This window comes from Pseudomonas sp. R3-56 (genome assembly GCF_051132075.1).
GTDB lineage: Bacteria > Pseudomonadota > Gammaproteobacteria > Pseudomonadales > Pseudomonadaceae > Aquipseudomonas.
In genome coordinates this window covers 4,654,807-4,681,353 of sequence record NZ_CP071657.1, presented here as the reverse complement: position 1 = coordinate 4,681,353, position 26,547 = coordinate 4,654,807, and the positions used below count along the sequence as shown (strand labels likewise).

Genomic DNA, 26,547 nt, shown 5'->3' with positions numbered 1-26,547 from the left:
TCCTACAACTTGGCGTCGGCGGCCAGTTGCACGTAGGTGGGGTCGAAGCGCAGCTTGAGGTTGGTTTTGTCGCCCAGGGTCACGCCATTGGCGAACGCCATGCCCACAGCGTCGGCATCCTTGGCGCCTTCCCCCAGCAGACCGTGGCGGAACGAGAACTCGGCGACCTTGCGCAGGGTGGCGGGCAGTTGCTCGCTGGTGGCGAAGGCGAGGGCTTCCTTGGGGGTGGCGAACAGCTTGGTAGTGTCCAGTTGCGCCTGGAAACCTTTGAGATCAGTACCCGACGCCTTGGCCATGTGTTCCAGCGCGGCATTGGCGGCTGCGTTCCTGGCGTTCATCAGCGCCACCACTTCGAACCAGGCGCCGGTCAGTGCCTTGCCCAGTGCCGGGTTGTCTTTGAGGGTCTGAGTGTTGACCACCATCATGTCCATGATTTCGCCTGGGATCTGGCTGGAGTTGAATACTTCGCTGACACCCGGCTGGGCCTTGATGTCCGAGAGCATCGGGTTCCATGTCGTGACGGCCTTGACCTCGTCGGTGTTGAAGGCGGCAGAAATATCGGCGTCGGAGGTGTTGACGACTTTCAGGTCTTTCTCGGCGAGGCCGACCGAATCCAGGGCCCGAGCCAAGAGGTAGTGGGACACCGACAATTCCACCAGATTGACGTCCATGCCCTTGAGGTCGGCGACTTTCTTGCCCTCGCCCTTGAGGACGATGCCGTCGTTGCCGTTGGAGAAGTCACTGACGATCAGTGCGGTGCTGTCCACGCCGCCGGCGGCGGGAATGGTCAGGGCATCCATGTTGGTCATGGTGCAGCCATCGAACTGACCGGCGGTGTACTGGTTGATGGATTCGACGTAATCGTTGAGCTGCACGACATCGATAGTGATGCCGTATTTCTTCGCCCATTTGTCGACGATGCCCTGGCTGCCGGCGTATTCCCAGGGCATCCAGCCGGCATAGATGGTCCAGCAGACGCTGAAATGGTCCTTGGGCGCGGCGTGGGATGGGATGCTCGCGAAGGCCGCAAGCGCGGCGAGGAGCAGTGAGGACAGACGAAGCTTGAGCATGGTGGTTCTCCAGTTGATCAAGGGCGGACAGGAGCAACGCGGCACCGCGAACGGTGGCTTGTCTCCCGGGCTTTTGTCCCGCCGTGTAACCTCAACTGGAGGTCGCCAACTCTCGGACCAGCCACTCGCCAGAGGCGAGCCGGAACCCTAGTCAGCCATTGCAAATTGTGGTGCCGCGAACCTGTGATGACTCCTGCACAAGGTTCGTTAAAGCGAGAGCCGTGCCAAGTACGCGCAAGCCCCGGTCCAGAGCGACCGCATGCCAGGAAGGCGCGTACCTCAAGCGGATTCATGCGTTGTTGTGGTGCCGTGGCGCACCGCAATGAAGCAAAAGGCTACATGTTTCGAGTTATTGCAACGTCGCACCAGATTCCGATTTCGCTGTCAGATTAATCGTCAGTCACCCAATAGATGACTGCCGCCCGTCAGCGTCGCTGATGTGGCCCATCCGCGGTCCAGGAGGCCGCCATGTATCGACGACTGCTGCTCATTGCGTTTCTCGGTTTGACTCTTTCGGCCTGCGTGCCTTACTCCGACGGAGGCTCCAGCTACTACCGTTCCGAGGTCTACACCTCACCGGCGCCGGTCTATTACAGCGGCGGTGGAAGTTACTACTCGGCACCGCGTGGCTATTACGCACCACCACGGTACTACCAGCCGGCGCCGCGTTATTACTCTGCTCCACGCTACTACCAGCATGGCCCACGCTATTACTCGCCACCGCGAGCGGCGTATCGCCCCTATCCGCATCGGGGCGGTTGGGACGGCCGGGACCGGGGCGGCTGGAATGACGACCGTCGCGGCCGGGGCGGACGTGACCGTGGGCATGATCATCGGGGACGTGGCCATGATGGACGTGGTCATGACGGACGGGGCGGTCATCGCTGACGGATCGGCAGCAAAAAGCGGCGCATTGAGCGCCGCTTTTTTTGTGCCTGTAAAGCTAACCCTCTAAACCCTGTGGGAGCGGGTTCCACCAAAGGTATGCCCACCAAAAGCAGGTCCGTTATTCGCTGGACAAATCCGCCAACGGATGCCGCCCCTCCCATACCTTATGGAAATGCGCCTCGACCGCCGCTTGCGGCACATGATTGATATCCGGCCAATGCCAGCGCGGCTTGTGGTCCTTGTCGATCAACCGCGCCCGCACGCCTTCGCTGAATTCCGGATGGCGACAGCAGTTGAGGCTCAAGGTGTATTCCATGCGGAACACCCCGGCCAATGACAAAGGGCGGGCGCGGCTGATCTGCTCCCAGACCAGGTGCGCCGTCAGCGGCGAGCCTTCGGTCATGGTCCTGGCTGCCCGGGCGATCAATGGGTCCGGATGATCCACCAGCAGGCTGAGGGCTTTCCAGGCGCAGCGCACGTCGCTGACATCCAGCCACTCATCGATTTGCTGCCGACGCGGCAACCATTGGGCTTCGGGTTGTTGCGGCAGTGCTTCTTGCTGTAGAGCCTTGAGCAGGCTGTTGAGCTGCATCTCGGTCTGTTCTTGCCAGTTAAGCTGCAACAAGCCTTCGATCAGGTCATCCTGCTGCTCATCGAGCAGAAAGCGATCGGCCAGACCCAGATCGATGGCATCCCTGGCGTTCATGTGGGCGCCGGTAAGGCCGAGGAACAGGCCAAGCTTGCCCGGCAGGCGCGACAGGAACCAACTGGCGCCGACGTCCGGATACAAGCCGATGCTGATTTCTGGCATCGCCAGGCGGCTGCTCGGCGTGACAATTCGCGTGCTGGCGCCTTGCAGCAGGCCCATGCCGCCGCCCAGTACATAGCCATGCCCCCAGCAGATCAACGGTTTCGGATACGTGTGCAGGTTGAAGTCCAACCGGTATTCGGCAGCGAAAAACTGCGCAGCCAGCGGCGGCACTTCGCCGGGGTGGGCGCGACACGCTTCGACCAGGCTGCGCACCTCGCCACCGGCGCAGAAGGCCTTGGCACCATTGCCGCGCAACAGCACACAGACAATCTGCGATTCCCGGGCCCAGGCGTCGAGGCGATCGCGCAGGGCGTTGATCATCGGCAGGGAAAGGGCGTTCAAGGATTTTTCGGCATCCAGGGTGGCGACGCCCAGGCGCGCCCCGTTGATGCCGGTCAGTTCTTCGAAGTGCAGATTCATCGTGACCTCGATCGGAAAATTGAATGATCAGTATGACTGCTGTGGGGGAAAGTGCCGGATTGACGTCAGATCAATTGACAAGCCCTGTAGGCTTTCCTAGGGTGCGCCCATTGTTTCTACCGGGTGCAACCATGACCGCTGACGACCGTATCAAACTCGAACCCAGCTGGAAGCAGGCACTGCGTGCCGAGTTCGACCAGCCGTACATGGCGGAGTTGCGCGAGTTCCTGCGCAGTGAATACGCCGCCGGCAAGGAAATCTATCCGCCGGCCCCGCTGATTTTTAATGCACTCAATTCCACGCCGCTGGACAAGGTCAAGGTGGTGATCCTCGGCCAGGACCCGTACCACGGCCCTGGCCAGGCCCATGGCTTGTGCTTTTCGGTGCAGCCGGGCGTGCCGACGCCGCCGTCGCTGGTGAACATCTACAAGGAATTGAAGCGCGACCTGAACATCGATATCCCCAACCATGGCTATCTGCAGAGCTGGGCCGACCAGGGTGTGTTGTTGCTCAACACGACCTTGACCGTGGAGCGCGCCAATGCCAATGCCCACGCTAAAAAAGGCTGGCAGCACTTTACCGACAAGGTCATCGAAGTGGTCAGCGAACACCAGCCGCACCTGGTGTTCCTGCTGTGGGGCGCTCATGCCCAGAGCAAGCAGAAGCTGATCGATGCGACCAAGCATCTGGTGTTGACCTCGGTCCACCCGTCACCGCTGTCAGCCCATCGGGGCTTTATCGGCTGCGGGCATTTCAGCCGGACCAACAAGTTTCTCCAGCAGCATGGCGAGCAGCCGATCGATTGGCGGTTGCCGTCGGTTTAGTGGTCGGCAATAAGGGCCCCTTCGCGAGCAGGCTCGCTCCCACAGGGGTTTGAGGACAAACACAAATCCCATGTGGGAGCGAGCCTGCTCGCGAAGAGGGCAACCCCGGTCTACAAGTCCGGATCCGGCCTGCGAACCCAATACCTGAACAACGGCTCCGCCAGAAACAGCACGAACAGCAACCGCATCACCTGCAGCGCCGTCACCAACGGCACCGACAGTTGCAGGGTCTCCGCCGTCAGGCTCATTTCGGCGATGCCGCCGGGCATCATGCCCAGGGTCAGCGAGCGCAAGTCCAGGTGGGTCCAGGTGCTCAGGCCCAGGGCCGCAAGCGTGGCGATCAGCATGGTCAGCACCGTGCCAATCAAGGTACGACCCATGAACGACGGTGCGCGGCGGAAGAACTGCCGGTTGAAATGACAGCCCAGGCCGCTGCCGATCAGCCATTGGCCGATCTGGCTGCCGCCGTCGGGCAGGCCGATGTGCAGGTCCCAGCCGATGCTCACCGCCGCGCTGACCAACAAGGGCCCGAACAGCCATGGATTGGGTTGGCGCAAGCGCTCCCAGATCCAGGCGAGCAGGGCACCCGCCGGAAACAGAACCGCCAGCCACAACCAGTCCACCGCCGTGGCGTGTTGCACCGGCGTGCCGTCACCGAGCAGATATTTGAAGGCAGCCGGCACGCACAACACCACCACCAACACGCGCAGGCTCTGGCCCGCGGCAACATGGCTGAGCATCGCGCCATTGCGGGCGCCGAGGTTGACCATCTCGCCGGAACCGCCCGGCATGCTGGAGAAAAAGGCCGTGGCGCGGTCTTCGCCGGTGCGGCGCATCAGCCAGACACTCACGATGCTGGACACGCTGGTGATCAGCGCGCCGAAGAAGATCAGGCCGAAGTGGCTGAGGACCTGTTCCATCACTACCGGCGTGAAGTGCAGGCCGATACCGATGCCCACCACCCATTGGCCGCATTTGCGGCCGCCGGGGATTTCCATCAGTTGCCAGGGAGTGAGACAGCGCACCAGGATGATCGCCAACAGCGAGCCGACCATCCAGGGCAAGGGCCAGCCGATCAGGCTGGCCAGATAACCGCCGGCCAGACCGACCAGCGGTGTTCCCCACCATTGTCTGAAAGTTGTCGCCTCAGACATTGGCCAGGGCACGACGCTGGGCACTGCGACGACGCCAGATGCGCAGCAGCGGCAGGAACAACATGATTGCCGTCAGGACCCAGCAGCCGAAGGTGATCGGGCTGGACCAGAGGATTTCCAACGCGCCGTTGGAAATCGACAATGCACGACGCAGGTTCTGCTCCATCAGACCGCCAAGGATGAAGCCCAGCAGCACGGGCGACAGCGGGAAATCCAGCTTGCGCAGGATGTAACCGAAGATGCCGATGCCGATCATCAGGAACAGGTCGAATGTGGTCGCGTGCACGGCGTAAACGCCGATCCCGGTGATGATCGCGATGACCGGTACCAGCGCCCAGTTCGGCACGGCCAGGATGCGGGTGAAGATACGAATCATCGGGATGTTGAGGATCACCAGCATGACGTTGGCGACGAACAACGAAGCGATCAGGCCCCAGACGATGTCCGGCTGTTGCTGGAACAGCAGCGGGCCGGGTGTGATGTTATAGAGCGACAGCGCGCCGATCATTACCGCCGTGGTGCCTGAACCTGGGACGCCGAGGGTCAGCATCGGCACCAGCGCGCCGCAGGCCGCGCCGCCGATGGCGGTTTCCGGCGCCGCGAGGCCACGCTTGTCGCCCTGGCCGAACGTCCCACTGGCTCCAGCCATGCGTTTTTCGGTCATGTAGGCCACGGCACTGGCCAGTGTCGCGCCCGCGCCAGGCAATACGCCCATGATGAAACCGAGCACGCCGCAGCGGATGTTCACCCAGAACACCGAGGCCGCTTCCTTGAAGTTGAACATCATCCGCCCGGTGGCTTTCACCGCTTCCTGGCCGCGATGGGTTTTTTCCAGCAGCAACAGAATCTCGCTGATGGAGAACAGGCCCAGCACCAGCACGACGAACTGGATGCCATCGGTCAAATGAATGTTGTCACCCGTAAAACGGTACACGCCGCTGTTCGCATCGATGCCGACGCAAGACAGGAACAGCCCGATCAGCGCAGCGATGAAGGTCTTGAGCGGCCGGTCACCGGCCATGCCGCCGAGGCAGACAATGGCAAACACCATCAGGACGAAATATTCCGCCGGTCCGAAGGCGATCGCCCATTTGGCCAGCAGTGGCGCAAACAACACCATGCCGCAGGTGGCAATGAACGCGCCGATGAACGAACTCCACGCCGACAGCGACAACGCCACCCCGGCCAGGCCTTGGCGGGCCATCGGGTAGCCGTCCAGGGTGGTCATCACGGTGGAGGCTTCACCGGGGATGTTAAGCAGGATCGAGCTGATACGTCCGCCGTACTCGCAGCCCAGGTACACCGCCGCCAGCAGGATCAGCGCCGATTCCGGCGGCAGGCCCAGGGCAAAGGCAATCGGGATCAGCAGCGCCACGCCGTTGATCGGCCCCAGGCCCGGCAGCAGGCCGACCACGGTGCCAATCAGCGTGCCGCTCAACGCGGTGACGAGGTTGTACGGCGTCAGCGCAACGCCAAAACCCTGGCCGAGATAATTCAGGGTATCCATATCAATTCTCCAGGACGCCGAGCAGGCCCAGGGGCAGCGGCACGTCCATCAGCTTGTCGAACAACAGATAAAGACCAATGGCCATGAGGCTGATGATCACCACGCTCGGCACCCAGCGGCCGCCGTACAGACGTGCCATCGGCACGCCGATCAGAATGCTGGCGAGGATGAATCCCAAGGGCTCGAAGGTCCCGGCGAATACCAGCAGGAGCGCCACGCAGATACCGATCTTCTGCAGGGTTTCACGGTCCAGGTGCGGATCGTCTTCGCTGTGTACGACAGGCGTGGGACGAAACAGCATGTACAGCAGCGCCAGCCCCATCAGCCCGAGTATCAGCAGGGGAAAGGCACGCGGGCCAACCGGTTCATAGGAAAAGGCTGCCTGATAGGGCCAGGCCATCAGTGCCAGGCCGATGCAGGCCAGCAGCAGCACCGCGGCAATAATACGTTGGATGACGAGCATGACTAACTCCTGGGCGGCGCCGACTGTGTCGGTGCCGCCGCGAGAACAGAGGCGATTACTGGATCAGGCCGAATTCTTTGGCCAGCATCTTGTAGTCGGCCACTTGCTTCTTCACGTAGGCGTCCAGCTCCGGACCGGTCATGGCGAACGGGAACAGTTCCCGTTGGTCGCGCAGCTTGGCGAACTCTTCGGAAGCCAGCAGCTTGTCAAAGGCGTTTTTCCACCATTCGTATTCTGCATCGGTGACTTTCGGGCCCAGGTAGAAGCCACGTACTACCGGCCAACGGATGTCGTAGCCTTGTTCCACGGCGGTCGGGATGTCTTTCATCTCCGGCTCGTCCAGGCGTTTATCAGAGAACACCGCCAGCAAACGCATGTCGCCGCTCTGGATGTGTGGCATGGAGTCGGAGATGTCGGTACTGCCCACCTGGATATGGCCACCGAGCAGGGCGGTCGCGATTTCACCGCCGCCTTCAAGGGCCACGTAGCGCAGTTTGCGCGGGTCGATGCCGGCGGCCTTGGCAATCAAAGCGGTCTGCATCCAGTCCTGGCTGCCGACGGTACCGCCGGAACCGATCACCACCGAGCCCGGATCTTTCTTCAGGGCCTGTACCAGATCGTCGAGGTTTTTGTAGGGCGAATCGCTTTTCACGGCGATGGCGCCATAGCTGGTGCCGACGGCAGCGAGCCAGCGCACATTGGTTTCGTCAAAACGGCCAAACTTGCCTTGCGCCAGGTTCAGCAACGAGCCACTGGACCAGGCCACCAGCGTGCCGGCGTCGGCCGGGCGTTGTGCGACCACTGCGTTGTAGGCCACCGCGCCGACACCGCCGGGCATGTAAGTGACGCGCATCGGCTTGGTCAGCAGTTTTTCGTTGACCAGCGCGCTTTGCGCCAGTTTGCAGGTCAGGTCGAAACCGCCGCCAGGGGCAGCGGGTGCGATGCATTCCGGGCGCTTCGGCTCTTTGGATGGGTCCGCGGCGAGCAATTGCCCGGCGAACATCAGGCATCCGGCGGCCAAGGCTACTTTGCGCAGTGATAGGTTCATTTTTGTCTCCACAGGAGTTGTTGTTGTGTGTTTCAAGTCAGGCTTCGCAGAACATGTACGGTGCAGATCCGCAAACGCGTTTCAAAGACGCGGCAGTTCGGTCTGCGCAGCGGCACAGGCAAGGGTAGTCTGGTTGGGGCAGGAATGGCGGGTGGGCGTTGAAGCCAGAAGCTGTATGGACAGCATGATGAATACTCCGCTTATTGTTTTTATTCGGCGAAAACGCTTCGAGGCGTTTTTCGTTTCGCGATGTGTTTCGCGACCGGCAGTCGAAACTGTCCGTGGAGCGACTCTAGCGGCCCAACCTTTCGCTAACCTTTCAAAAGCTGCCAGGATGATTTTGAGCTTCACAGTGGCGGATGCGGCTGTAAACTCCGCGCCAAAGAATGGCCCCGACCATCCCTGAATCGAGGAAAATCCCATGCGTGTCCTGCTCGTCGAAGACCATCTGCAGCTCGCCGAAAGTGTCGCCCAGGCCCTCAAGAGCACAGGGTTGACGGTGGATGTGCTGCACGACGGGGTGGCCGCCGATCTGGCCTTGAGCAGCGAGGAATACGCGGTGGCGGTCCTTGATGTCGGGCTGCCGCGCATGGACGGCTTCGAGGTGCTGGCGCGCTTGCGGGCGCGGGGCAAGACGCTGCCGGTGCTGATGCTGACCGCTCGCAGCGACGTCAAGGATCGGGTCCATGGCCTGAACCTCGGCGCCGACGATTACCTGGCCAAACCTTTCGAACTCACCGAGCTTGAGGCGCGGGTAAAGGCACTGCTGCGCCGTAGCGTATTGGGTGGCGAGCGGCAGCAGCGCTGTGGTGGACTGGTCTACGACCTGGACACCCGGCGCTTTACCCTCGACGAGGAACTGATGACCCTGACCTCTCGCGAGCAGGCTGTCCTGGAAGCGTTGATCGCCCGGCCCGGGCGGGTGATGAGCAAAGAACAACTGGCAGCCCAGGTGTTCGGCCTGGACGAAGAGGCCAGCCCCGACGCCATCGAAATCTATGTCCATCGCCTGCGCAAGAAGCTCGACGGCCATGCGGTGGCAATCGTGACGTTCCGCGGGCTGGGCTATCTGTTGGAAAACCGCGATGCATAAGCCCGACAGCCTGCGCTGGCGGCTACTTCGCAACCTTGCTTCGTTGCTCGTGGTACTGATGCTCGCCAGCGGCCTGAGCGCCTACTGGAATGGTCGTGAAGCCGCCGATACGGCCTACGACCGGACGCTGCTGGCGTCGGCCCGAACCATCGCCGCCGGTCTTTCGCAGCGCGACGGTACCCTCAGCGCGGACGTACCTTATGTCGCTCTGGACACCTTCGCCTATGACAGTGCCGGACGTATCTATTATCAAGTCAACGACATCCACCAGAAGCTGATCTCCGGCTACGAGAATCTTCCCGGGCCGCCGCCCGGTACGCCGCGCACCGACGATTACCCGGCGCTGGCACGTTTCTACAACGCCAGTTACCAAGGGCAGAATGTGCGCGTGGTGAGCCTGCTCAAGGCCGTGAGCGAACCCGAAATGAACGGCATGGCGGAAATCCGCGTGGCGGAAACCGAAGAGGCGCGGGTCAGCATGGCCCGCAGCTTGATGGCCGATACCTTGTTGCGGCTGGGCATGCTGGCGGTGGGCGCGCTGTTGCTGGTGTGGTTCGCGGTCAGCGCGGCGTTGCGCCCGCTGGAACGCTTGCGCACGGCTGTGGAGGAACGCCAGCCGGACGATCTGCGGCCGTTGCCGCTGGTGGAAGTCCAGCACGAATTGTGGCCGTTGGTACGTGCCCTCAATCATTTCACCGAACGGCTGCGCGGCCAGTTCGAACGCCAGGCGCAATTCATTGCCGACGCCGCCCATGAGCTGCGCACGCCACTCGCGGCGCTCAAGGCTCGCCTGGAGCTGGGCTTGCGCGCCAGCGAACCGTCGACCTGGCGCGAAACCCTGGAAACCGCCGCCCAAGGCACTGATCGCTTGACCCATCTGGCGAATCAACTGCTGTCGCTGGCGCGGGTGGAGAACGGCGCGCGGGCGATTGCCGAAGGCGGTGCACAGTTGCTCGACCTGAGCCAGCTCGCCCGAGAACTGGGCATGGCCATGGCGCCACTGGCCCATGCCCGTGGGGTTGCGTTGGCCCTGGAAGCCGATGAACCCGTCTGGTTACGGGGCGAACCGACTTTGCTCAACGAGCTGCTGAGCAACCTGGTGGACAATGCCCTGGCCCATACCCCCTCGGGCGGTAACGTGATCCTGCGGGTCACCGCGCCGGCGGTACTGGAAGTCGAGGATGACGGCCCAGGAATTCCCGAGACTGAGCGGGAACGGGTATTCGAGCGCTTCTATCGGCGCAACCAGCAAGTGGCCGGCTCGGGATTGGGGTTGGCAATTGTCGGAGAAATCTGCCGTGCGCATCTGGCGCAGATCACCCTGCATGATGGGCAGGAGGGCGGATTGAAGGTGCGGGTGAGTTTTGCTCCTGGCTCAGAATGAGCCCGAGCCGAATGCCACAGGTTGTGACCAGCACACATTCATTGCCCGGCCTGCTTAATAAAACATTGACCGCGCTTCTTCGATATCCGCGCAGCGGTCCTTGTTGTCCAGGTCGATGCCCAGCTTCCTGATCGCTGGAACCCCGAACGCGTCAATCCTGCTCAGCGGATGGTCGGCATCCTTGTAGCAGTACAGCGCGGCAACCTGCACCAGGTCGACATAATCGAGTTGCTTCGAGTCTCGGGTGAAATCCAGGTACAGCCCCGGCAACTTCACCAACCGTTCCGGAAACTCCCAGACACTGAGCAGCTTGTCCCCCAGCACGGGATGGATCGTCTCGATGACGTGATTGAGGCTGACCGGGTCCGACAGCAGTTCATTGTTGTCCTCGGCGTACGTCAGGATCGGCAGCACGCCGATCTGATGGACCAGTCCACCCAGCGCCGCCTGATCGGGCTTGAGATGCGTGTAGCTGCGACATAACGCATAGCTGACGCCGGCGATCTCCAGGCTCTTGCGCCAGACTTCCCGCATCTTTTGCTCAACCACTTCGGAGCGAGCGTGGAATATCTGCTCCATGACCAGCCCGATCGCCAGGTTGCTGCTGTAGTTGACCCCCAACCGCGTGATGGCCGTGTGCAGGTCCGTTACTTCCTGGGTGGCACGCAGCAGGGGGCTGTTGACTACTTTTATCAGGCGCGCCGAGAGGGCGGTGTCACGACCAATCACTTTACTCAGGTTGCTGACGCTGATTTCCGGGTCTTCGGCGGCCCGGCGAATCTGCATGGCCACTTCCGGTAATGTTGGCAGGACCAGGTCATCATTATCGATGGCCGCCACCAAATCCCGCTGGACCTTATCCGCCAAATCGCTCATTTCGGTTCTCTAGGGTGTTGCGACAAAATGTTGCGATCAACGCTGGATTTCGCGGTCGCGGTCCAGTTCGTAAGGCAAGTCCAGCAATTGTAGCGCGGGTCCTTCCAAAGCTCCGATGTGCAAATTGCCATCTTCCGCTGCTTCGGCCTGCAACACTGCCAGCAGTTCAATGTTTTGTTCGGCGCGGGCAGCAATGACCACTTCGCCGATGGAACTGCCGTGAGTGGGGGAGAACAGCGGAGTGCCCGGCTCTGGCAGCTCGCCTGCCTCCAGCTGCAGGCGATACAGCCGGCGCTTGAGCTTGCCGAGGTACTGCATGCGCGCGACGATTTCCTGGCCGGTGTAGCAGCCTTTCTTGAAACTCACGCCGCCTACGGCCTGCAGGTTGAGCATCTGCGGAATGAACAGCTCGCGAGTAGCCGGCATGACCTGGCCAATGCCCGCGCGAACCTGGCCCAGCAGCCAGCGGTTGAGATCGCCTTCGGCCAGTTTCGCGCTCAGGCGAGTGCGCAGCGTATCGGCCTGTTCAGCGCGAGCCCAGAGTTCGGCGCGGCCTGGAGAGACGCGGATGGCGATCAAGGATTCATGGCGAACCAGGCTGTCAGTATCGACCGGCAGTTCCAGGCCCAGGTCGGTGAGCGTGGCATCGGCGCCTTCCAGTCCGAAACGAACCCATGCGGCGCTCTCGTCGGTGAGCTTGGATTTGGAGAAAACTGCGTATTTTTTCAGGTCCGCCAGTTGCGGTTCGAGCAATTCGCTGGCCATTGCCAGGAGCACGCCGTCGCCTTCAAGCAGGATCCTGAAGCTCGATTGCATCCGGCCCTTCTGGGTGCAACGGGCGCCGAGGCTGGCCCGGCTGTCGCTCAGGTAGTTGAGGTTGCAGGTCAATTGGCCTTGCAGGAATTTGCTTGCGTCCACGCCGCGGACCGCGAGAACGCCTTCGTGGGACAGGGTGCAGAAAAAAGCGGAATCAGCCATGGGTCATCGCAGGGTAAAAAGTCTGGCAGACATCATAAGGGGACGCCCTTGAAATGGGTAGTTCACAAAGGATCGGAGGCGCCCGACCAAAGCCGTCTGTTCCGCTACGGCCGGGCCTGTATACTTGCGCTCTATTTGAGGAGTGCTCCATGGTCGAAGATGTTGAACTGAATCGCCTCTACTGGCACAGCCGCCGCGGCATGCTTGAGCTTGACGTGCTGCTGGTGCCGTTCGTGAAGGAGGTCTACCCACACCTTGATGAAGTCGACCGTGCGTGTTACGTCCGTTTGCTCGAATGCGAGGATCAGGACATGTTCGGCTGGTTCATGGAACGCAGTGAATCCGAGGATCCGGAACTGCAGCGCATGGTCCGGATGATCCTGGACCGTGTCCAGCCCAAGTAGCCGCTTCGAGTGCCGCTGGCGCGCCTCCCGGCAGCTGCTGGCGGCCTATCTCCTGGCCCAGGTGTTTGCCTTGGGCTCGTTGTTTCTGTGCTCGATTCCTCCCTGGCTCGCAGTCGTTGCTTCGATGTTGTGCCTGGGCCACGGCGCCTGGGTGCTACCGCGATATCTGTTGCTGAGCCATCGCCAGGCTTTTCGTGGTTTGCGTCGCGATGCCGACGGCTGGCAGCTCTGGAGCGAGGGCGGCGGCTGGCAGGCGGTGCAGTTGCGGCCGGACAGCCTGGCATTGCCGATGATTGTGGTGCTGCGCTTTCGCTTGCGGGGCGAGTGGTGGGTCCGCTCGTTGTGCGTGCCCCGCGACGCGCTGGCGCCGGATGTCCATCGGCGCCTGCGGGTCCGGCTCAGGTTCAGCCGGCGTAGGTGGGCGGCACCAGGATAGTGTCCAACGCCTCGGGCAGCAGGTCCGGGTAGTCGAGGGTGTAGTGCAGTCCTCGGCTTTCCTTGCGCTCCATGGCTGAGCGAATCATCAGTTCCGCCACCTGCGCCAGGTTGCGCAACTCGATCAGGTCGCGGCTGACTTTATAGTTGCTGTAGAACTCATCGATCTCATCGAGCAGCAAACGCACCCGATGCTGGGCCCGTTGCAGGCGCTTGTTGGTGCGTACGATGCCGACGTAGTCCCACATGAAGCGCCGCAGTTCGTCCCAGTTGTGGGCGATGATCACGTCTTCGTCCGAGTCGGTCACCTGGCTGGCATCCCAGGTAGGCAGGGTGGTCGGGATGGCAACCTGCGGCAACTGATCGAGGATGTCCGCCGCCGCCGAGCGGGCATAGACGAAACATTCCAGCAGAGAATTGCTGGCCATGCGATTGGCACCGTGCAATCCGGTGAAGCTGGTTTCGCCAATCGCATACAGGCCGGGTACATCGGTGCGGCCGTGCTGGTCGACCATCACCCCGCCGCAGGTGTAATGCGCCGCTGGCACCACCGGGATCGGCTGCTTGGTGATGTCGATGGAAAATTCCAGGCAGCGCTCATACACCGTGGGGAAATGACTTTTGATGAAGGCTTCGGGTTTGTGGCTGATGTCCAGGTACACGCAGTCGATGCCCAGGCGCTTCATTTCATGGTCGATGGCCCGCGCAACGATGTCCCGTGGGGCCAGTTCGGCGCGAGGATCGAAGCGCTGCATGAAGCGTTCGCCGTTGGGGAGCTTCAGGTGAGCGCCTTCGCCGCGCAGTGCCTCGGTCACCAGGAAGCTCTTGGCCAAGGGGTGATACAGGCAAGTGGGGTGGAACTGGTTGAATTCCAGGTTCGCCACTCGGCAGCCTGAACGCCAGGCCATGGCAATGCCGTCACCGCAGGCACCGTCGGGGTTGCTGGTATAGAGATAGACCTTGGCCGCGCCGCCGGAGGCGAGGATCACGAAGCGCGCCCCGTAGGTGTCGACTTCGCCGGTGCCCCGATTGAGCACGTAGGCGCCCAGGCAGCGGTCACCTTCCAGGCCGAGGCGTTTCTCGGTGATCAGGTCGATCGCGACTCGCTGTTCCAGCAATTCGATGTTCGGCCGTTGCCGGGCCTGGGCCAGCAGGGTCTTGAAAATTGCCGCGCCGGTCGCATCGGCTGCATGGATGATCCGTCGGTGGCTGTGGCCGCCTTCGCGTGTCAGATGAAATTCAAAGCCGCCATCTTCGGTGCCCGATTGCTCGTCACGGGTGAAAGGCACGCCCTGGTCGATCAGCCATTGGATGGCTTCCCTACTGTGCTCGACGGTAAAACGCACGGCTTCGCGATTGCACAACCCGCCGCCGGCGTTAAGCGTGTCGTCGACATGGGATTGGATAGTGTCCGTGTCATCCAGCACGGCGGCGACGCCGCCCTGGGCCCAGAACGTCGAGCCGTTGGCCAGGTCGCCTTTGCTCAGCACTGCTATGCGCAGGTTCGCTGGCAATGTCAGCGCAAGGCTCAATCCGGCGGCGCCGCTGCCGATTACCAGAACATCATGTTGAAACTGTTGGCTCATTCGAATGGTTTCCGCTCAAAGCGACCCGGGTCGGGGTGGGGGCCAGGCATCCGGTTCAATGGGGGCAGGCGACCGTGCAGCCCACTAGTATATAGAGGGGGGGATCGGCACAATAGCCGGGCGTTCATGGCAATATGGAACCAGTGCGACAGGGAAGCGACGCGCTTCGTCGGATCAAGGTTTTGCTGAAACGGCGACAACGCAGCCTTTTCGAGGACAGAACGCTGTTTATCTCGTCACGGTTGTTAAATTTTCGTTTCGAAGAGCTACAAATGGTGGGAACTTTTGCCAAGCGCCTAGGTTCAATAGACGGTTGTCTGCAAAAGGGAACAGCGTCGGGTTGGTGCAGGACTTCGATTCGAGTCCCATCCGACAGGCCCGACGACAGATTATTCGCGCGGCCGGGCAATCCCGTGCTGCGTTTTTCGTGCGTGCCGGATCAGAGCACGCCGGAAACTTGCTTGGAAGGGGGAGAACTTTTGCGAAAAGCCCGAGTCTATGGTTGCAAGCTTGGACGATTAGTAATGCAAGCCTCCTTCGAGCTTATCGAGGAGTGTTCATGCTAACCCAGGAAGAGGATCAGCAGCTGGTCGAGCGCGTTCAACGCGGCGACAAGCGAGCTTTCGATCTGCTAGTGCTGAAATACCAGCACAAAATTCTCGGGTTGATCGTGCGTTTTGTGCACGACACCCATGAAGCCCAGGATGTTGCCCAGGAAGCTTTCATCAAGGCGTACAGGGCACTTGGTAATTTTCGCGGGGATAGCGCGTTTTATACGTGGCTTTACCGCATCGCCATCAACACGGCGAAAAACTATCTGGTTTCACGCGGCCGCCGGCCGCCGGATAGCGATGTTAGCTCCGAGGATGCAGAGTTCTATGACGGCGATCACGGCCTCAAGGATCTCGAATCACCGGAACGTGCATTGCTGCGGGATGAGATCGAAGGCACTGTCCATCGAACCATTCAGCAACTGCCTGAAGATTTGCGTACGGCGTTAACTTTACGTGAATTCGACGGTCTGAGTTACGAGGACATTGCCAGCGTCATGCAATGTCCGGTGGGTACCGTGCGCTCCCGGATCTTCCGCGCTCGGGAGGCCATCGATAAAGCCCTGCAACCATTGTTGCAGGAAAACTGAGACAGCGGCGACAGCCAAGAGAGGAACGCCATGAGTCGTGAAGCCCTGCAGGAATCGCTGTCCGCAGTGATGGATAACGAAGCGGACGAATTGGAATTGCGTCGGGTATTGAATGCCTTTGACGATGTTGAAACCCGTGAGACCTGGGCTCGCTACCAGATTGCCCGGGCGGTGATGCACAAGGACTTGTTGCTTCCACGCCTGGATATCGCTGCGGCCGTTTCTGCTGCTCTGGCTGACGAAGCCGTGCCGGCAAAAGCCTCCCGCGGTCCATGGCGCAGCCTGGGTCGCCTGGCAGTTGCTGCCTCGGTTACCGTAGCTGTACTGGCAGGTGTGCGTCTGTACAACCAGGATGAGATTGCCGGCGTGCAAATGGCGCAGCAGTCCAATCAGCCTGGCCTGGCAGCACCACAGGTCAAGGGGCCGGCGGTACTGGCTGGCTACAGCGAAGGTTCGGAAGCTGCCGGTCCGATGGCCAACGGCGTCCTGCAAGGCCAGCCAGGCTGGCATGATCAGCGTTTGCCTAACTATCTGCGTCAGCATGCCCAGCAGGCTGCGCTGAAAGGTACTGAAAGCGCGCTGCCATACGCTCGTGCGGCCAGTCTGGAAAACCGTTAAGGAGGACCATGCGCGCCATACCTCTTTTCTCGCTTCTGGTAGGTGGCTGGTGCGTTGTTCCAGCCTATGCCGGTGAAGCTCAGGACTGGCTCAATCGTCTGAGTCAAGCCGAGCAGCAGCAAAGCTTCCAAGGCACTTTTGTTTACGAGCGTAACGGTAGTTTTTCTACCCATAACATCTGGCATCGCGTCCAGGATGGCAAAGTCCGCGAGCGGCTGCTCCAGCTCGATGGTTCGGCACAGGAGGTCATGCGCATTGATGGAAAGACTCAATGCGTCAGCGGCACCTTGATCGCCGGGCTGGGCAATACGCCGGAAGGCACCGCACGTGCGCTCGATCCGCAGAAACTCAAGAATTGGTATGACCTTGCCGTTATTGGTAAGTCGCGCGTGGCTGGGCGTCAGGCTGTCATTGTCGCCCTGACTCCCAAGGATCAGCATCGCTATGGCTTTGAGCTGCATCTCGACAGAGAGACTGGCTTGCCGCTCAAGTCCCTGTTGCTCAGTGACAAAGGCCAGTTGCTCGAACGTTTCCAATTCACTCGCTTGAACATCGGTGAGCCTTCAGACGCTGATCTGCAGGCCAGTGTCGAATGCAAGGCTGTTGCGCAGGGGCCCGGTAAGGCCGCCACGGTGAAAACCGCCTGGCATTCCGACTGGCTTCCGCCCGGCTTTGAATTGACCAGTAGCGCTGCGCACAAGGACCCGGACACCAAGATCCAGGTCAGTAGCTTGATGTATGACGATGGCCTGGCCCGTTTCTCGGTGTTCCTGGAGCCGCTGAACGGTGCAACTGCCACCGACACCCGCACGCAGCTTGGCCCGACCGCAGCGGTATCGCGTCGGCTTACTACACCCCAGGGCGAGATGATGGTGACGGTGGTTGGCGAAATACCTATCGGTACGGCGGAACGGATCGCGTTGTCCATGCGTTCCGACGTCGCGGCAGCCCAATAACACGCTGCCCGGGTGGCTCGATTGCGCAAGAGGCCGGCAAGCGTGCTTGAGCAAAATGCTGAAACTTCCTGTCAGCATTTTCATTTGCAAAATAACCAGTTTTTTTCTATTAGGTCAGAGCCGCTCGGCTCTGGCCTTGTCTGTTTGCGGAACAAAAATACTGGCGTATCGTTCCCAGGTATTTCTGCTCCATATCGCTTAACCATGCTCGTCGTAACGGGAGCCGTATGTCGATACCACGCTTGAAAACCTATCTCTCCATTTTTGCCACCGTGCTGGTGCTCGGTCAGGCCGTTCCCGCTGTGGCGGTCGAGTTGCCGGACTTCACTCAACTGGTCGAACAGGCTTCGCCTGCCGTGGTGAACATCAGTACCACGCAGAAGCTGCCGGAGCGTCGGGTGATGGACCCGCAGATGCCGGACCTGGAAGGCTTGCCGCCCATGCTGCGCGAGTTCTTCGAGCGCGGGATGCCACAGCCGCGTTCGCCTGGCGGTGGTCGTCAGCGTGAAGCGCAGTCCCTGGGCTCGGGCTTCATTATCTCGCCAGACGGCTACATCCTGACCAACAACCATGTGATTGCCGACGCCGATGAGATCCTCGTGCGCCTGGCAGACCGCAGTGAACTGAAGGCCAAGCTGATCGGCACTGATCCGCGTTCGGACGTGGCCTTGCTGAAAATCGAAGGCAAGGACCTGCCGGTGCTCAAGCTCGGCAAATCGCAGAACCTGAAAGCCGGCCAGTGGGTGGTGGCAATCGGTTCGCCGTTCGGCTTCGACCATACCGTGACCCAGGGCATCGTCAGCGCCATTGGGCGTAGCCTGCCAAACGAAAACTACGTGCCATTCATCCAGACCGACGTGCCGATCAACCCGGGCAACTCCGGTGGGCCGCTGTTCAACCTCGACGGCGAAGTGGTGGGTATCAACTCTCAGATCTACACCCGTTCGGGCGGTTTCATGGGGGTGTCCTTCGCTATTCCGATCGACGTGGCCCTGGATGTATCCAACCAGCTTAAAAGCGAGGGCAAGGTCAGCCGTGGCTGGCTGGGCGTGGTCATCCAGGAAGTGAACAAGGACCTGGCCGAGTCGTTTGGCCTGGAGAAACCTGCCGGCGCGCTGGTGGCGCAGATCCAGGAAGGTGGTCCTGCCGCCAAGGGCGGCTTGCAAGTGGGCGATGTGATTCTCAGCCTCAATGGGCAGCCGATCGTCATGTCCGCCGACTTGCCGCATCTGGTGGGCGCCCTCAAGGCCGGGGCCAAGGCCAACCTGGAAGTGATTCGCGAAGGCAAGCGCAAGAGTGTCGAGTTGACTGTCGGCGCGATCCCTGAAGAAGGCAAGGAACTGGATTCGCTGCCCAAGTCCGGCGTCGAGCGCAGCAGCAATCGCCTGGGTGTCGCGGTGGCCGAGCTGACCGATGAGCAGAAGCGAACCCTGGAATTGCAGGGTGGTGTGGTGATCAAGGAAGTACAGGACGGTCCCGCTGCGTTGATCGGCCTGCAACCTGGCGACATCATTACCCACCTGAACAACCAGGCCATCGGCTCGGCCAAGGAGTTCACCGACATCGCCAAGGCGTTGCCGAAGAATCGCTCGGTGTCGATGCGCGTCCTGCGCCAGGGGCGTGCAAGCTTCATTACCTTCAAGCTGGCTGAATAAGCCGGTATTCAGCTGAAAAAAAACCGCCTCGATATCGAGGCGGTTTTTTATGCCTGGTAAATGCTCAGCCCATCATGTCCTTGACCATGCGCTCCTGTTCCATGAGTTCGCGCTGGCGGGCGTCGATGCGCGATGACAAAGGAAAATTGCTCCCGGCGCGTCGTTTGGCAAAGTCCAGTTGCTGGATCGCCTGGCGATAGTCGCCAACCAACGCGAAGTATTCGGCGCGTGCCTGGTGCAAGCCAATGATATTGCCTGACAGGCCACGCGTTTCGGCCACCATGTACCAGATGTCCGGGTCGTCCGGGCGGCTCTTGAGCAGGGTTTCCAGGGCCTTTTCCGCATCGGCGGGGCGATTCTGCTTGAGCAACAGATCGACGCGCACCTGATTGAGCGGGTAGTTGCCCGGATATTGGCTCAGCAATCGATCCACGCGAGATTGAGCGTCTGCCAGCTTGTTGCTGGTGATGTCCAGGTCTACCTGGGCGAGGTTGTAGATGATCTCGTTGGGCGCTTTGGCCAGCAATGGCTTGAGGTTCTCCCGGGCTTCATTCAGTTGGCCACCCTTGATCTGGGCGATCGCCAGTCCGTAGCGGGCCACGTCACTCTTCGGGTTCTCGTCCAGCTGTGCGCGGAAGCGCTTGGCCCCCAGGCCAGGGGTTTCCTCATAGGTCAACTGGACCCGCGCGCGGATCAGTTGGTAACGCATGCTGTCCTCGATTCCGCCCGGCTTGGCCTGTTCGGCGCGGTTGCGGGTGTCGGCGATGCGCGATTCGGTGACGGGGTGAGTCAGCAGGAATTCCGGGGGCTTGGCGTCAAACCGGTACTGGCGCATCAGACGCTCGAACATGGTCGGCATCGACCGTGGATCGTAACCGGCCTTCTCCAGATTCTGGATGCCGATGCGGTCGGCTTCCTGTTCGTTTTGCCGCGAAAAACGCCGTTGCTCCTGGATGGCGGCCGCCTGGGTCCCGGCAATGGCGGCGATCCCGGCGTCACCGCCACCGGCGGCGGCAATCACGATGCCGGCCAGCAGCGCCGCCATCATCGGCACCTGCATGCGCTGTTGGGCTTCGACGCCGCGGGCAAAATGGCGTTGCGACAAGTGCGCCAGTTCGTGGGCCATGACCGAAGCATATTCGCCTTCGGTCTGGGCGTTGAGGAACAGGCCGCCGTTGACCCCGACGATCCCGCCGGGCGCGGCGAAAGCGTTGAGCTGGGGGCTATTGATCAGGATGAATTCCAGGCGCCGGTCGTTGACCTGGCTGGTCTCCACCAGCTTGTAGACGCTGGTTTCGACATAGTCCTTGAGCTGCGGATCGTTGAGCTGCGAGACCTGGCTGCGCAACAAGGCCAGCCAGGCGCGGCCCAGCTGATGCTCCTGTTCCGGCGAGACGATGGCAGAACTGGCATCGCCAAGTGACGGCAGGTCGTCGGCGAAGCCCGGTGAGGCGAGCAGGCAAGCGAGCGTCAGCAGGGTGGGGCGCAGAAATGTCATGCACGAAGCCTTAGTCGACAAAGACCTTACTGTAGCCGGACAGCGGGTCCGGGACCAGATATTCTAGGCCGCTCGACGACCTGTTGCGGAGTGAAACAATGACCGATGCTGTAGCCCACGATGCCGAGCTGGACGCCAGTGGCCTGAACTGTCCGTTGCCGTTGCTCAAGGCCAAGCTGGAACTCAATCGCCTGGCCAGTGGCGCCGTGCTCAAGGTGACGGCCACGGATGCGGGCTCCCAGCGCGACTTTCGCACCTTTGCCCGCTTGGCCGGTCATACGCTGCTGCGCGAAGAAGACGATAACGGCGTCTACCGTTACTGGCTGAAAAAAGCCTGAAAACCGACAGCGTCTCCTAAGGATTTTTAATGTTCAAAGTGTTACGCGACTGGATTCAGCGCTACTTCTCCGATGAGGAAGCGGTGGTCCTGGCAGTGCTGCTGTTCCTGGCGTTTACGGCGGTCCTGACGCTGGGCGGAATGCTCGCGCCGGTGCTGGCGGGAATGGTGCTGGCGTACCTGATGCAGGGGCTGGTCACAGCCTTGGAACGCCTGCGTTTGCCTGGCTCCGTGGCGGTAGGGCTGGTGTTCGCGCTGTTCATGGGGCTGCTGGTGGTGTTCCTCGTGGTCATCGTGCCGTTGCTCTGGCATCAATTGGTGACCCTGTTCAATGAACTGCCGGGAATGCTCGCCAAATGGCAATCGCTGTTGTTGCTGCTGCCGGAACGCTACCCGCACCTGGTTTCGGACGAGCAAGTGCTGCAGACCATCGAAGTGGTGCGTGGCGAGATCGGCAAGTTCGGCCAGTGGGCGCTGACGTTTTCGCTGTCCAGCCTGCCGTTGCTGGTGAACATCATGATCTATCTGGTGCTGGTGCCGATTCTGGTGTTTTTCTTTCTCAAGGATCGGGAAATGATCGGACGCTGGGTCCGAGGCTACCTGCCGCGCGAGCGGGCATTGATCACCCGTGTGGCCCAGGAGATGAACCGGCAGATCGCCAACTACATCCGTGGGAAAGTCATCGAGATTTTCATCTGTGGCGGCGTGACCTACGTCGGCTTTGTGGCCCTGGGTCTCAACTATGCCGCGTTGCTCGCGTTGCTGGTGGGCATTTCGGTGGTGGTGCCTTACGTCGGCACTGTGGTCGTGACCGTGCCGGTGGCGCTGATCGCGCTGTTCCAGTGGGGTTGGAGCGACCAGTTCATCTATCTGATGGCGGTGTACGGGATCATCCAGACGCTGGACGGCAATGTGCTGGTGCCGCTGCTGTTCTCCGAGGCAGTGAACCTGCATCCAGTGGCGATTATCTGCGCGGTATTGTTGTTTGGCGGGCTGTGGGGCTTCTGGGGGGTGTTCTTTGCGATTCCCCTGGCGACGTTATTCAAGGCGGTGCTGGATGCGTGGCCGAGCAAGGAGCCGGTGGTGGCGCCGTTGTTGTAGAAGTCAATCTGACTGGTCGGGAGGCTGATGGCCCCTTCGCGAGCAGGCTCGCTCCCACAGGGGATTGATTAACGCCACAAATCCAGTGTGGGAGCGAGCCTGCTCGCGAATGAGGCCAGTGCGGACAACAAAGATCTTCAGGCTTGGTTGAGCGCCTGAGCCGCCGCCAGCACCGCATCCACATGCCCCGGCACTTTCACACCACGCCACTCCTGGCGCAGCACGCCATCCTTGTCGATCAAAAAGGTGCTGCGATCAACGCCCAGGTATTCCTTGCCGTACAGCTTCTTCAGCTTGATCACGTCGAACAGTTGGCAGACCGTTTCGTCCTTGTCGCTGATCAGCTCGAAGGGGAACTCCTGCTTGCACTTGAAGTTCTCGTGGGACTTGAGGCTGTCCCGCGATACACCGAATATTTCGGTGTTGGCGGCCTGGAATTGCGCGTAGTGGTCGCGAAAACCCTGGCCTTCGGTGGTGCAACCGGGGGTGCTGTCTTTCGGGTAGAAATAAATGACCACCTGTTTGCCTTTCAGGGCGGCGAGGCTGATGGTCTGCCCGCTGGTGGCGGGCGCCTGGAAATCGGTAACCGGCTGGTCGATGGCAACGGCCATGAACGCTTCCTTACATTGGGTTTTGTGGGCGCCACGGTTCGATCAGTGCGTCCAGGTTCATCGCGTCGGCGAAATCCAGGAACTGATCGCGCAGCCAGCTGATCTGGGTGCCGGCCGGCAATGTCACGGTGAACGTGGCGTTGAGCATGGTGCCGCCAGTCTGCGGGGCCTGATAGGTATCGCAGGTCAGGTTTTCCAGCTCGACGTGATGGTCCATGAAGAACTGGCACAGTTCGTTGATGATGTCCGGGCGGTAGGCCGAACTCACATAAGCTACATACGGCAAGGCCTGGGGACGATTTTCCAGCGCGGCGCTGCGCACCACGTTGACGGTGAAGGCGTGCTTCTTGGCCAGCACCGGCAGGCTGCCCTCCAGGCGCGCCAGGGCGTCCCAGCTGCCGGAAATTTCCAGCACGAGGGCGCTGCATTCGCCATGACGGGTCAGGCGTGAGGTCACGACGGCGCAGCGATTTTCATGGCTGGCGCGGCACAGGACGTTAGTCAGCTCCATGGGGTTTGCGCCAAGGGCACTGATAACAAGGAATTGTTCGCGGACTGTGGGGGTGGACATGCAGCATTCCTAAAGCGATGAGCGGTCGGTACCTTTGTGCCGCGCGGCACGGTAGCAGCCCTGCGAAAGCGAACGGTTCAAGCCCTCTGCCGGGTTTCTGCTGCATTGCGGGATCAGCCAATGCTTCAGGACAAACGCAGGATCGGGGCTTGTAGCGACGAAAACGGAGGCTGGGAACCGGCGTGTGAGCTTATCGGTACCGATCAAAGCCTGAAGGGTAGCGAAAACCATCGCCAAGGGGAATGGGAGTTCGCTTGTACAAGCATCTTGGCGCCAGTACCATTACCGCTCTCTTTTTCCGGCAGGAGCGGTTTCATGATTGCGGGCAGTATGGTGGCACTGGTCACACCCATGGATGCACAAGGGCGTCTTGACTGGGCCAGCCTCAGCAAACTCGTGGACTTCCACCTTGAAAACGGCACCCACGCCATCGTTGCCGTCGGTACCACCGGCGAGTCGGCCACCCTTGACGTCAACGAGCACATCGAAGTAATCCGCGCCGTGGTCAAGCAGGTCAATGGCCGCATTCCGGTAATCGCCGGCACCGGCGCCAATTCGACCCGCGAAGCCGTCGAGCTGACACGCAACGCCAAGGAAGCCGGGGCCGATGCCTGCCTGCTGGTCGTTCCGTACTACAACAGGCCGACCCAGGAAGGCCTGTACCAGCACTTCAAGCACATTGCCGAAGCCGTCGACATCCCGCAGATCCTCTATAACGTTCCCGGCCGCACCTCCTGCGACATGCAGGCCGAGACCGTGATCCGCCTGTCCACCGTGCCGAACATCATCGGCATCAAGGAAGCCACTGGCGACCTGACGCGTGCCAAGGCCATCCTCGATGGCGTGAGCGAGGACTTCATCGTCATGTCCGGCGATGATCCGACCGCTGTCGAGCTGATCCTGATGGGCGGCAAGGGCAATATTTCCGTCACCGCCAACGTCGCGCCACGCGCCATGGCCGACCTGTGCGAGGCCGCGCTCAAGGGCGACGCCGAGACCGCACGGGCAATCAACGAAAAACTGATGCCGCTGCACAAGGACCTGTTCATCGAAGCCAACCCGATCCCGGTGAAATTCGCCCTGGTCGAAATGGGCCTGATGCACGAAGGCATCCGCCTGCCGCTCACCTGGTTGAGCACTACCTGTCACGAACAGCTGCGGCAGGCCATGCGCCAGTCCGGCGTCCTGGTTTAATTGAGGAACTACACCGCATGAAGCGAATGGCCGGCCTTTCCGCACTTGCCTTGATTATCTCCAGCACCAGTGGCTGTGGATGGATCTGGGGCCCGGATGGTTATTTCCGCGACCGTGGTAGCGATTACCTCGAAGCGCAACAGACTGCACCGATGCAACTGCCACCTGATGTCAGCGTTGCCAAGCGCCTGGATCCGCTGCTGCCGATCCCGCGCAACGTCGCCGACGACAGCGTCAAGGGCGAATACGTTGTCCCGCGTCCACAGCCGTTGTCGGCCGTGGCCGATGCCAGCGACTACACCTTGCAGAAGAGCGGTGATTCGAGCTGGGTCATGGGCCAGCATCCACCGGCCGAAGTCTGGCCCGTGGCTATCCAGTTCTTCCAGGACAACGGTTTCCGCCTGGACGAACAGCGCCCGCAGACCGGCGAATTCACCACCACCTGGCAGCGCTCCGATGAACTGTCCGCGGCCATGGCCAAGCGCCTGAGCGCCGCCGGTGTCGCAGCCGACAGCGAAACCCGCGTGCGCGTGCGCATCGAGCCGGGCGTGCAGCGCAACACCAGTGAGATCTACGTGGTCAGCGCCGAGCGTCCCGCCGGCAGCACTGCCGACGTGGCTTTCACCAATCGTTCGGTCAATGGCAGTCTCGACGCCGCGCTCGTCGACGACATGCTCGCCAGCATGAGCCGTAACGCCGAGCAGGGCGGTTCGGTCTCGATGCTCGCGACCCGTGACTACGACACGCCGAGCCGGGTCAGCCTGAGCGAAGACGGCAGCGGCAACCCGGTGCTCAACGTCGGCTCCGACCTCGACCGCGCCTGGTCGAGCGTTGGCCGCGCGCTGGAGCAGGGCGAATGGCGGGTTGAAGACATCAACCGCAGCCTGGGCCTCTACTACATCAACCTCGCTGAAAAAGCCGAGAAGAAAGACGAGAAGCCTGGCTTCTTCAGTAGCTTGTTCGGCAGTGCGCCGGACAAGGAAGAAGTCGAAGCCCGCGCCGAGCGTTACCAGGTTCGCCTGAGCAAGGTCGGCGACAACGTCCAGGTCACCGTCGAGAAAAACATCAATACCGTGGCGCCAGCCGATGTGGCTCGCAAGGTATTGGGTGTGATTCAGGACAACCTGGGCTGATCCGATGCGTTTTGCCGTTCTCGGCAGCGGTAGCCAGGGGAACGGCACGCTGATAGCCAGTGCTGGCACCTACGTGCTGGTCGATTGCGGTTTCTCCCTGCGGGAAACCGAGAAGCGCCTGTTGCGCCTGGGTGTGCATCCGGCGCAACTGAGCGCGATACTCGTGACCCACGAACATGCCGACCACGTGCATGGCGTGGGTTTGCTGTCTCGGCGCTACAATCTGCCGGTCTACCTCAGTCGCGGGACGTTCGGTGGCCTGCGCAAGCCCATCGAGCCGGCTGGCTTCGTGGCCGGTGGCGAGCAGTTGCGTATCGGTGCCCTGGACATCAGCGTGGTCAGCGTGGCGCACGACGCCCGCGAGCCGACGCAGTATGTGTTCAGTGATGGCGAGCGGCGCTTCGGATTGCTCACTGACCTGGGCTCGTACTGCGACAGGGTGATGGACAGTTATCGGGACCTCGACGCACTGATGATCGAATCCAACCACTGCCGCGACATGTTGGCGCGAGGGTACTATCCCTACTTCCTGAAGCAACGGGTAGGCGGGGAACACGGACATCTGAACAACCACCAGGCGGCATTCCTGGTGGCCGAGTTGGGCTGGCAAGGCCTGCAACACCTGGTCCTGGCCCATCTGAGCAGCAAGAACAACCTGCCGCAGCTGGCCCGGCAATGTTTCGTCGACACCCTCGGGTGCGACCCGGACTGGCTGCAACTGGCCGATCAAGATTCAGGGCTCGACTGGCGACATATCGCCTAGCCCATCTACTTAGCAAGCGGAGCCCATC

At 61.2% G+C, this 26,547-nt stretch carries 27 protein-coding genes and 1 riboswitch; of the genes, 15 read left to right on the top strand and 12 right to left on the bottom strand.

What is annotated here, in order from left to right; all coding sequences use genetic code 11:
* Window positions 1–2 precede the first annotated feature (2 nt).
* On the bottom strand, window positions 3–1,070 hold the full coding sequence (locus tag J3P96_RS21270) for a putative urea ABC transporter substrate-binding protein (RefSeq protein WP_434653370.1): 1,068 nt from the start codon (window positions 1,068–1,070) through the stop codon (window positions 3–5).
* Window positions 1,071–1,130: 60 nt separating this feature from the next.
* A riboswitch (guanidine-I (ykkC/yxkD leader) is annotated at window positions 1,131–1,232 on the bottom strand.
* 306 nt (window positions 1,233–1,538) lie between these two features.
* On the opposite strand from J3P96_RS21270, the gene J3P96_RS21265 reads away from it, so the two are divergent.
* The gene (locus J3P96_RS21265; RefSeq protein ID WP_305496228.1) at window positions 1,539–1,958 is read left to right on the top strand and encodes a hypothetical protein; all 420 of its coding nucleotides are present in this window, start codon (window positions 1,539–1,541) and stop codon (window positions 1,956–1,958) included.
* 118 nt (window positions 1,959–2,076) lie between these two features.
* Here J3P96_RS21265 and J3P96_RS21260 read toward each other — a convergent pair whose 3' ends face one another.
* The gene (locus tag J3P96_RS21260; protein ID WP_434653368.1) at window positions 2,077–3,189 is read right to left on the bottom strand and encodes an enoyl-CoA hydratase/isomerase family protein; all 1,113 of its coding nucleotides are present in this window, start codon (window positions 3,187–3,189) and stop codon (window positions 2,077–2,079) included.
* A 131-nt stretch (window positions 3,190–3,320) separates the two neighbouring features.
* Between J3P96_RS21260 and ung the strand changes: the two genes are divergently transcribed.
* Window positions 3,321–4,013 (top strand): uracil-DNA glycosylase, encoded by a 693-nt coding sequence (gene ung, locus J3P96_RS21255; RefSeq protein ID WP_434653366.1) that lies wholly within the window; start codon window positions 3,321–3,323, stop codon window positions 4,011–4,013.
* A 110-nt stretch (window positions 4,014–4,123) separates the two neighbouring features.
* Here ung and J3P96_RS21250 read toward each other — a convergent pair whose 3' ends face one another.
* Genes J3P96_RS21250 through J3P96_RS21235 form a run of 4 tightly spaced genes read right to left on the bottom strand, consistent with a single transcriptional unit; the run spans window position 4,124 to window position 8,185 of the window.
* The gene (locus J3P96_RS21250) at window positions 4,124–5,167 is read right to left on the bottom strand and encodes an AbrB family transcriptional regulator (RefSeq protein ID WP_434653364.1); all 1,044 of its coding nucleotides are present in this window, start codon (window positions 5,165–5,167) and stop codon (window positions 4,124–4,126) included.
* A complete protein-coding gene (locus J3P96_RS21245; protein WP_434603045.1) occupies window positions 5,160–6,674 on the bottom strand; it encodes a tripartite tricarboxylate transporter permease in 1,515 nt (504 codons plus the stop codon). The genes J3P96_RS21250 and J3P96_RS21245 overlap by 8 nt, the downstream gene beginning before the upstream one ends.
* Before the next feature lies 1 nt (window position 6,675).
* Window positions 6,676–7,137 (bottom strand): tripartite tricarboxylate transporter TctB family protein, encoded by a 462-nt coding sequence (locus tag J3P96_RS21240; protein WP_305496223.1) that lies wholly within the window; start codon window positions 7,135–7,137, stop codon window positions 6,676–6,678.
* Window positions 7,138–7,192: 55 nt separating this feature from the next.
* Window positions 7,193–8,185: a Bug family tripartite tricarboxylate transporter substrate binding protein gene (locus tag J3P96_RS21235; protein WP_434569497.1), complete on the bottom strand. Its 993-nt coding sequence runs from the start codon at window positions 8,183–8,185 to the stop codon at window positions 7,193–7,195.
* Window positions 8,186–8,606: 421 nt separating this feature from the next.
* Here J3P96_RS21235 and J3P96_RS21230 point away from each other — a divergent pair, with 421 nt between their 5' ends.
* Window positions 8,607–9,278, top strand: a complete 672-nt coding sequence (locus tag J3P96_RS21230) for a response regulator (protein WP_305496222.1) — start codon at window positions 8,607–8,609, stop codon at window positions 9,276–9,278.
* A complete protein-coding gene (locus J3P96_RS21225; protein WP_305496221.1) occupies window positions 9,271–10,662 on the top strand; it encodes a sensor histidine kinase in 1,392 nt (463 codons plus the stop codon). The genes J3P96_RS21230 and J3P96_RS21225 overlap by 8 nt, the downstream gene beginning before the upstream one ends.
* A gap of 54 nt (window positions 10,663–10,716) precedes the next feature.
* On the opposite strand, the gene J3P96_RS21220 is transcribed toward J3P96_RS21225, so the two are convergent.
* Both J3P96_RS21220 and J3P96_RS21215 read right to left on the bottom strand, forming a co-directional pair.
* Window positions 10,717–11,538, bottom strand: coding sequence for an HDOD domain-containing protein (locus J3P96_RS21220; RefSeq protein WP_434569494.1), 822 nt, complete (start codon window positions 11,536–11,538; stop codon window positions 10,717–10,719).
* Window positions 11,539–11,574: 36 nt separating this feature from the next.
* Window positions 11,575–12,516, bottom strand: a complete 942-nt coding sequence (locus J3P96_RS21215) for a YgfZ/GcvT domain-containing protein (RefSeq protein ID WP_434653362.1) — start codon at window positions 12,514–12,516, stop codon at window positions 11,575–11,577.
* Between the two features lie 149 nt (window positions 12,517–12,665).
* Here J3P96_RS21215 and J3P96_RS21210 point away from each other — a divergent pair, with 149 nt between their 5' ends.
* Together J3P96_RS21210 and J3P96_RS21205 are read left to right on the top strand one after the other, a co-directional pair.
* On the top strand, window positions 12,666–12,920 hold the full coding sequence (locus tag J3P96_RS21210) for a succinate dehydrogenase assembly factor 2 (RefSeq protein ID WP_039593311.1): 255 nt from the start codon (window positions 12,666–12,668) through the stop codon (window positions 12,918–12,920).
* Complete coding sequence (locus J3P96_RS21205) at window positions 12,904–13,356, top strand: protein YgfX (protein WP_434569492.1); 453 nt, start codon at window positions 12,904–12,906, stop codon at window positions 13,354–13,356. Before J3P96_RS21210 ends, J3P96_RS21205 begins: the two co-directional genes overlap by 17 nt.
* On the opposite strand, the gene nadB is transcribed toward J3P96_RS21205, so the two are convergent.
* Window positions 13,325–14,941, bottom strand: a complete 1,617-nt coding sequence (nadB, locus tag J3P96_RS21200) for an L-aspartate oxidase (RefSeq protein WP_434625440.1) — start codon at window positions 14,939–14,941, stop codon at window positions 13,325–13,327. The two genes, J3P96_RS21205 and nadB, sit on opposite strands and share 32 nt — an antisense overlap.
* 559 nt (window positions 14,942–15,500) lie before the next feature.
* Here nadB and rpoE point away from each other — a divergent pair.
* The 4 genes from rpoE to J3P96_RS21180 all read left to right on the top strand — a co-directional run bounded on the left by rpoE (window position 15,501) and on the right by J3P96_RS21180 (window position 19,311).
* Entirely contained in the window at window positions 15,501–16,082 is a 582-nt protein-coding gene (rpoE, locus tag J3P96_RS21195) for an RNA polymerase sigma factor RpoE (protein ID WP_003172477.1), read from the top strand.
* Window positions 16,083–16,112: 30 nt separating this feature from the next.
* On the top strand, window positions 16,113–16,700 hold the full coding sequence (locus J3P96_RS21190) for a sigma-E factor negative regulatory protein (protein WP_305496216.1): 588 nt from the start codon (window positions 16,113–16,115) through the stop codon (window positions 16,698–16,700).
* 8 nt (window positions 16,701–16,708) lie between these two features.
* Window positions 16,709–17,656, top strand: coding sequence for a MucB/RseB C-terminal domain-containing protein (locus J3P96_RS21185; protein ID WP_434653360.1), 948 nt, complete (start codon window positions 16,709–16,711; stop codon window positions 17,654–17,656).
* A 227-nt stretch (window positions 17,657–17,883) separates the two neighbouring features.
* Window positions 17,884–19,311: a DegQ family serine endoprotease gene (locus J3P96_RS21180; RefSeq protein ID WP_434653358.1), complete on the top strand. Its 1,428-nt coding sequence runs from the start codon at window positions 17,884–17,886 to the stop codon at window positions 19,309–19,311.
* A 64-nt stretch (window positions 19,312–19,375) separates the two neighbouring features.
* Here J3P96_RS21180 and J3P96_RS21175 read toward each other — a convergent pair whose 3' ends face one another.
* Entirely contained in the window at window positions 19,376–20,809 is a 1,434-nt protein-coding gene (locus J3P96_RS21175; RefSeq protein WP_434569488.1) for a M48 family metalloprotease, read from the bottom strand.
* A 98-nt stretch (window positions 20,810–20,907) separates the two neighbouring features.
* Between J3P96_RS21175 and J3P96_RS21170 the strand changes: the two genes are divergently transcribed.
* Together J3P96_RS21170 and J3P96_RS21165 are read left to right on the top strand one after the other, a co-directional pair.
* A complete protein-coding gene (locus J3P96_RS21170) occupies window positions 20,908–21,147 on the top strand; it encodes a sulfurtransferase TusA family protein (RefSeq protein WP_025212368.1) in 240 nt (79 codons plus the stop codon).
* Window positions 21,148–21,176: 29 nt separating this feature from the next.
* The gene (locus J3P96_RS21165) at window positions 21,177–22,247 is read left to right on the top strand and encodes an AI-2E family transporter (protein ID WP_434653356.1); all 1,071 of its coding nucleotides are present in this window, start codon (window positions 21,177–21,179) and stop codon (window positions 22,245–22,247) included.
* A 137-nt stretch (window positions 22,248–22,384) separates the two neighbouring features.
* Here J3P96_RS21165 and J3P96_RS21160 read toward each other — a convergent pair whose 3' ends face one another.
* The gene (locus J3P96_RS21160) at window positions 22,385–22,858 is read right to left on the bottom strand and encodes a peroxiredoxin (RefSeq protein ID WP_434653354.1); all 474 of its coding nucleotides are present in this window, start codon (window positions 22,856–22,858) and stop codon (window positions 22,385–22,387) included.
* 10 nt (window positions 22,859–22,868) lie between these two features.
* On the bottom strand, window positions 22,869–23,429 hold the full coding sequence (locus J3P96_RS21155) for a glycine cleavage system protein R (RefSeq protein ID WP_003184325.1): 561 nt from the start codon (window positions 23,427–23,429) through the stop codon (window positions 22,869–22,871).
* A 315-nt stretch (window positions 23,430–23,744) separates the two neighbouring features.
* Here J3P96_RS21155 and dapA point away from each other — a divergent pair, with 315 nt between their 5' ends.
* The 3 genes from dapA to J3P96_RS21140 are packed head-to-tail and all read left to right on the top strand — an operon-like array spanning window position 23,745 to window position 26,519.
* A complete protein-coding gene (dapA, locus tag J3P96_RS21150; protein WP_434603051.1) occupies window positions 23,745–24,623 on the top strand; it encodes a 4-hydroxy-tetrahydrodipicolinate synthase in 879 nt (292 codons plus the stop codon).
* Window positions 24,624–24,640: 17 nt separating this feature from the next.
* Entirely contained in the window at window positions 24,641–25,756 is a 1,116-nt protein-coding gene (gene bamC, locus J3P96_RS21145; protein WP_434653352.1) for an outer membrane protein assembly factor BamC, read from the top strand.
* A gap of 4 nt (window positions 25,757–25,760) precedes the next feature.
* Window positions 25,761–26,519 (top strand): MBL fold metallo-hydrolase, encoded by a 759-nt coding sequence (locus tag J3P96_RS21140; RefSeq protein ID WP_305496207.1) that lies wholly within the window; start codon window positions 25,761–25,763, stop codon window positions 26,517–26,519.
* Window positions 26,520–26,547: the final 28 nt, after the last annotated feature.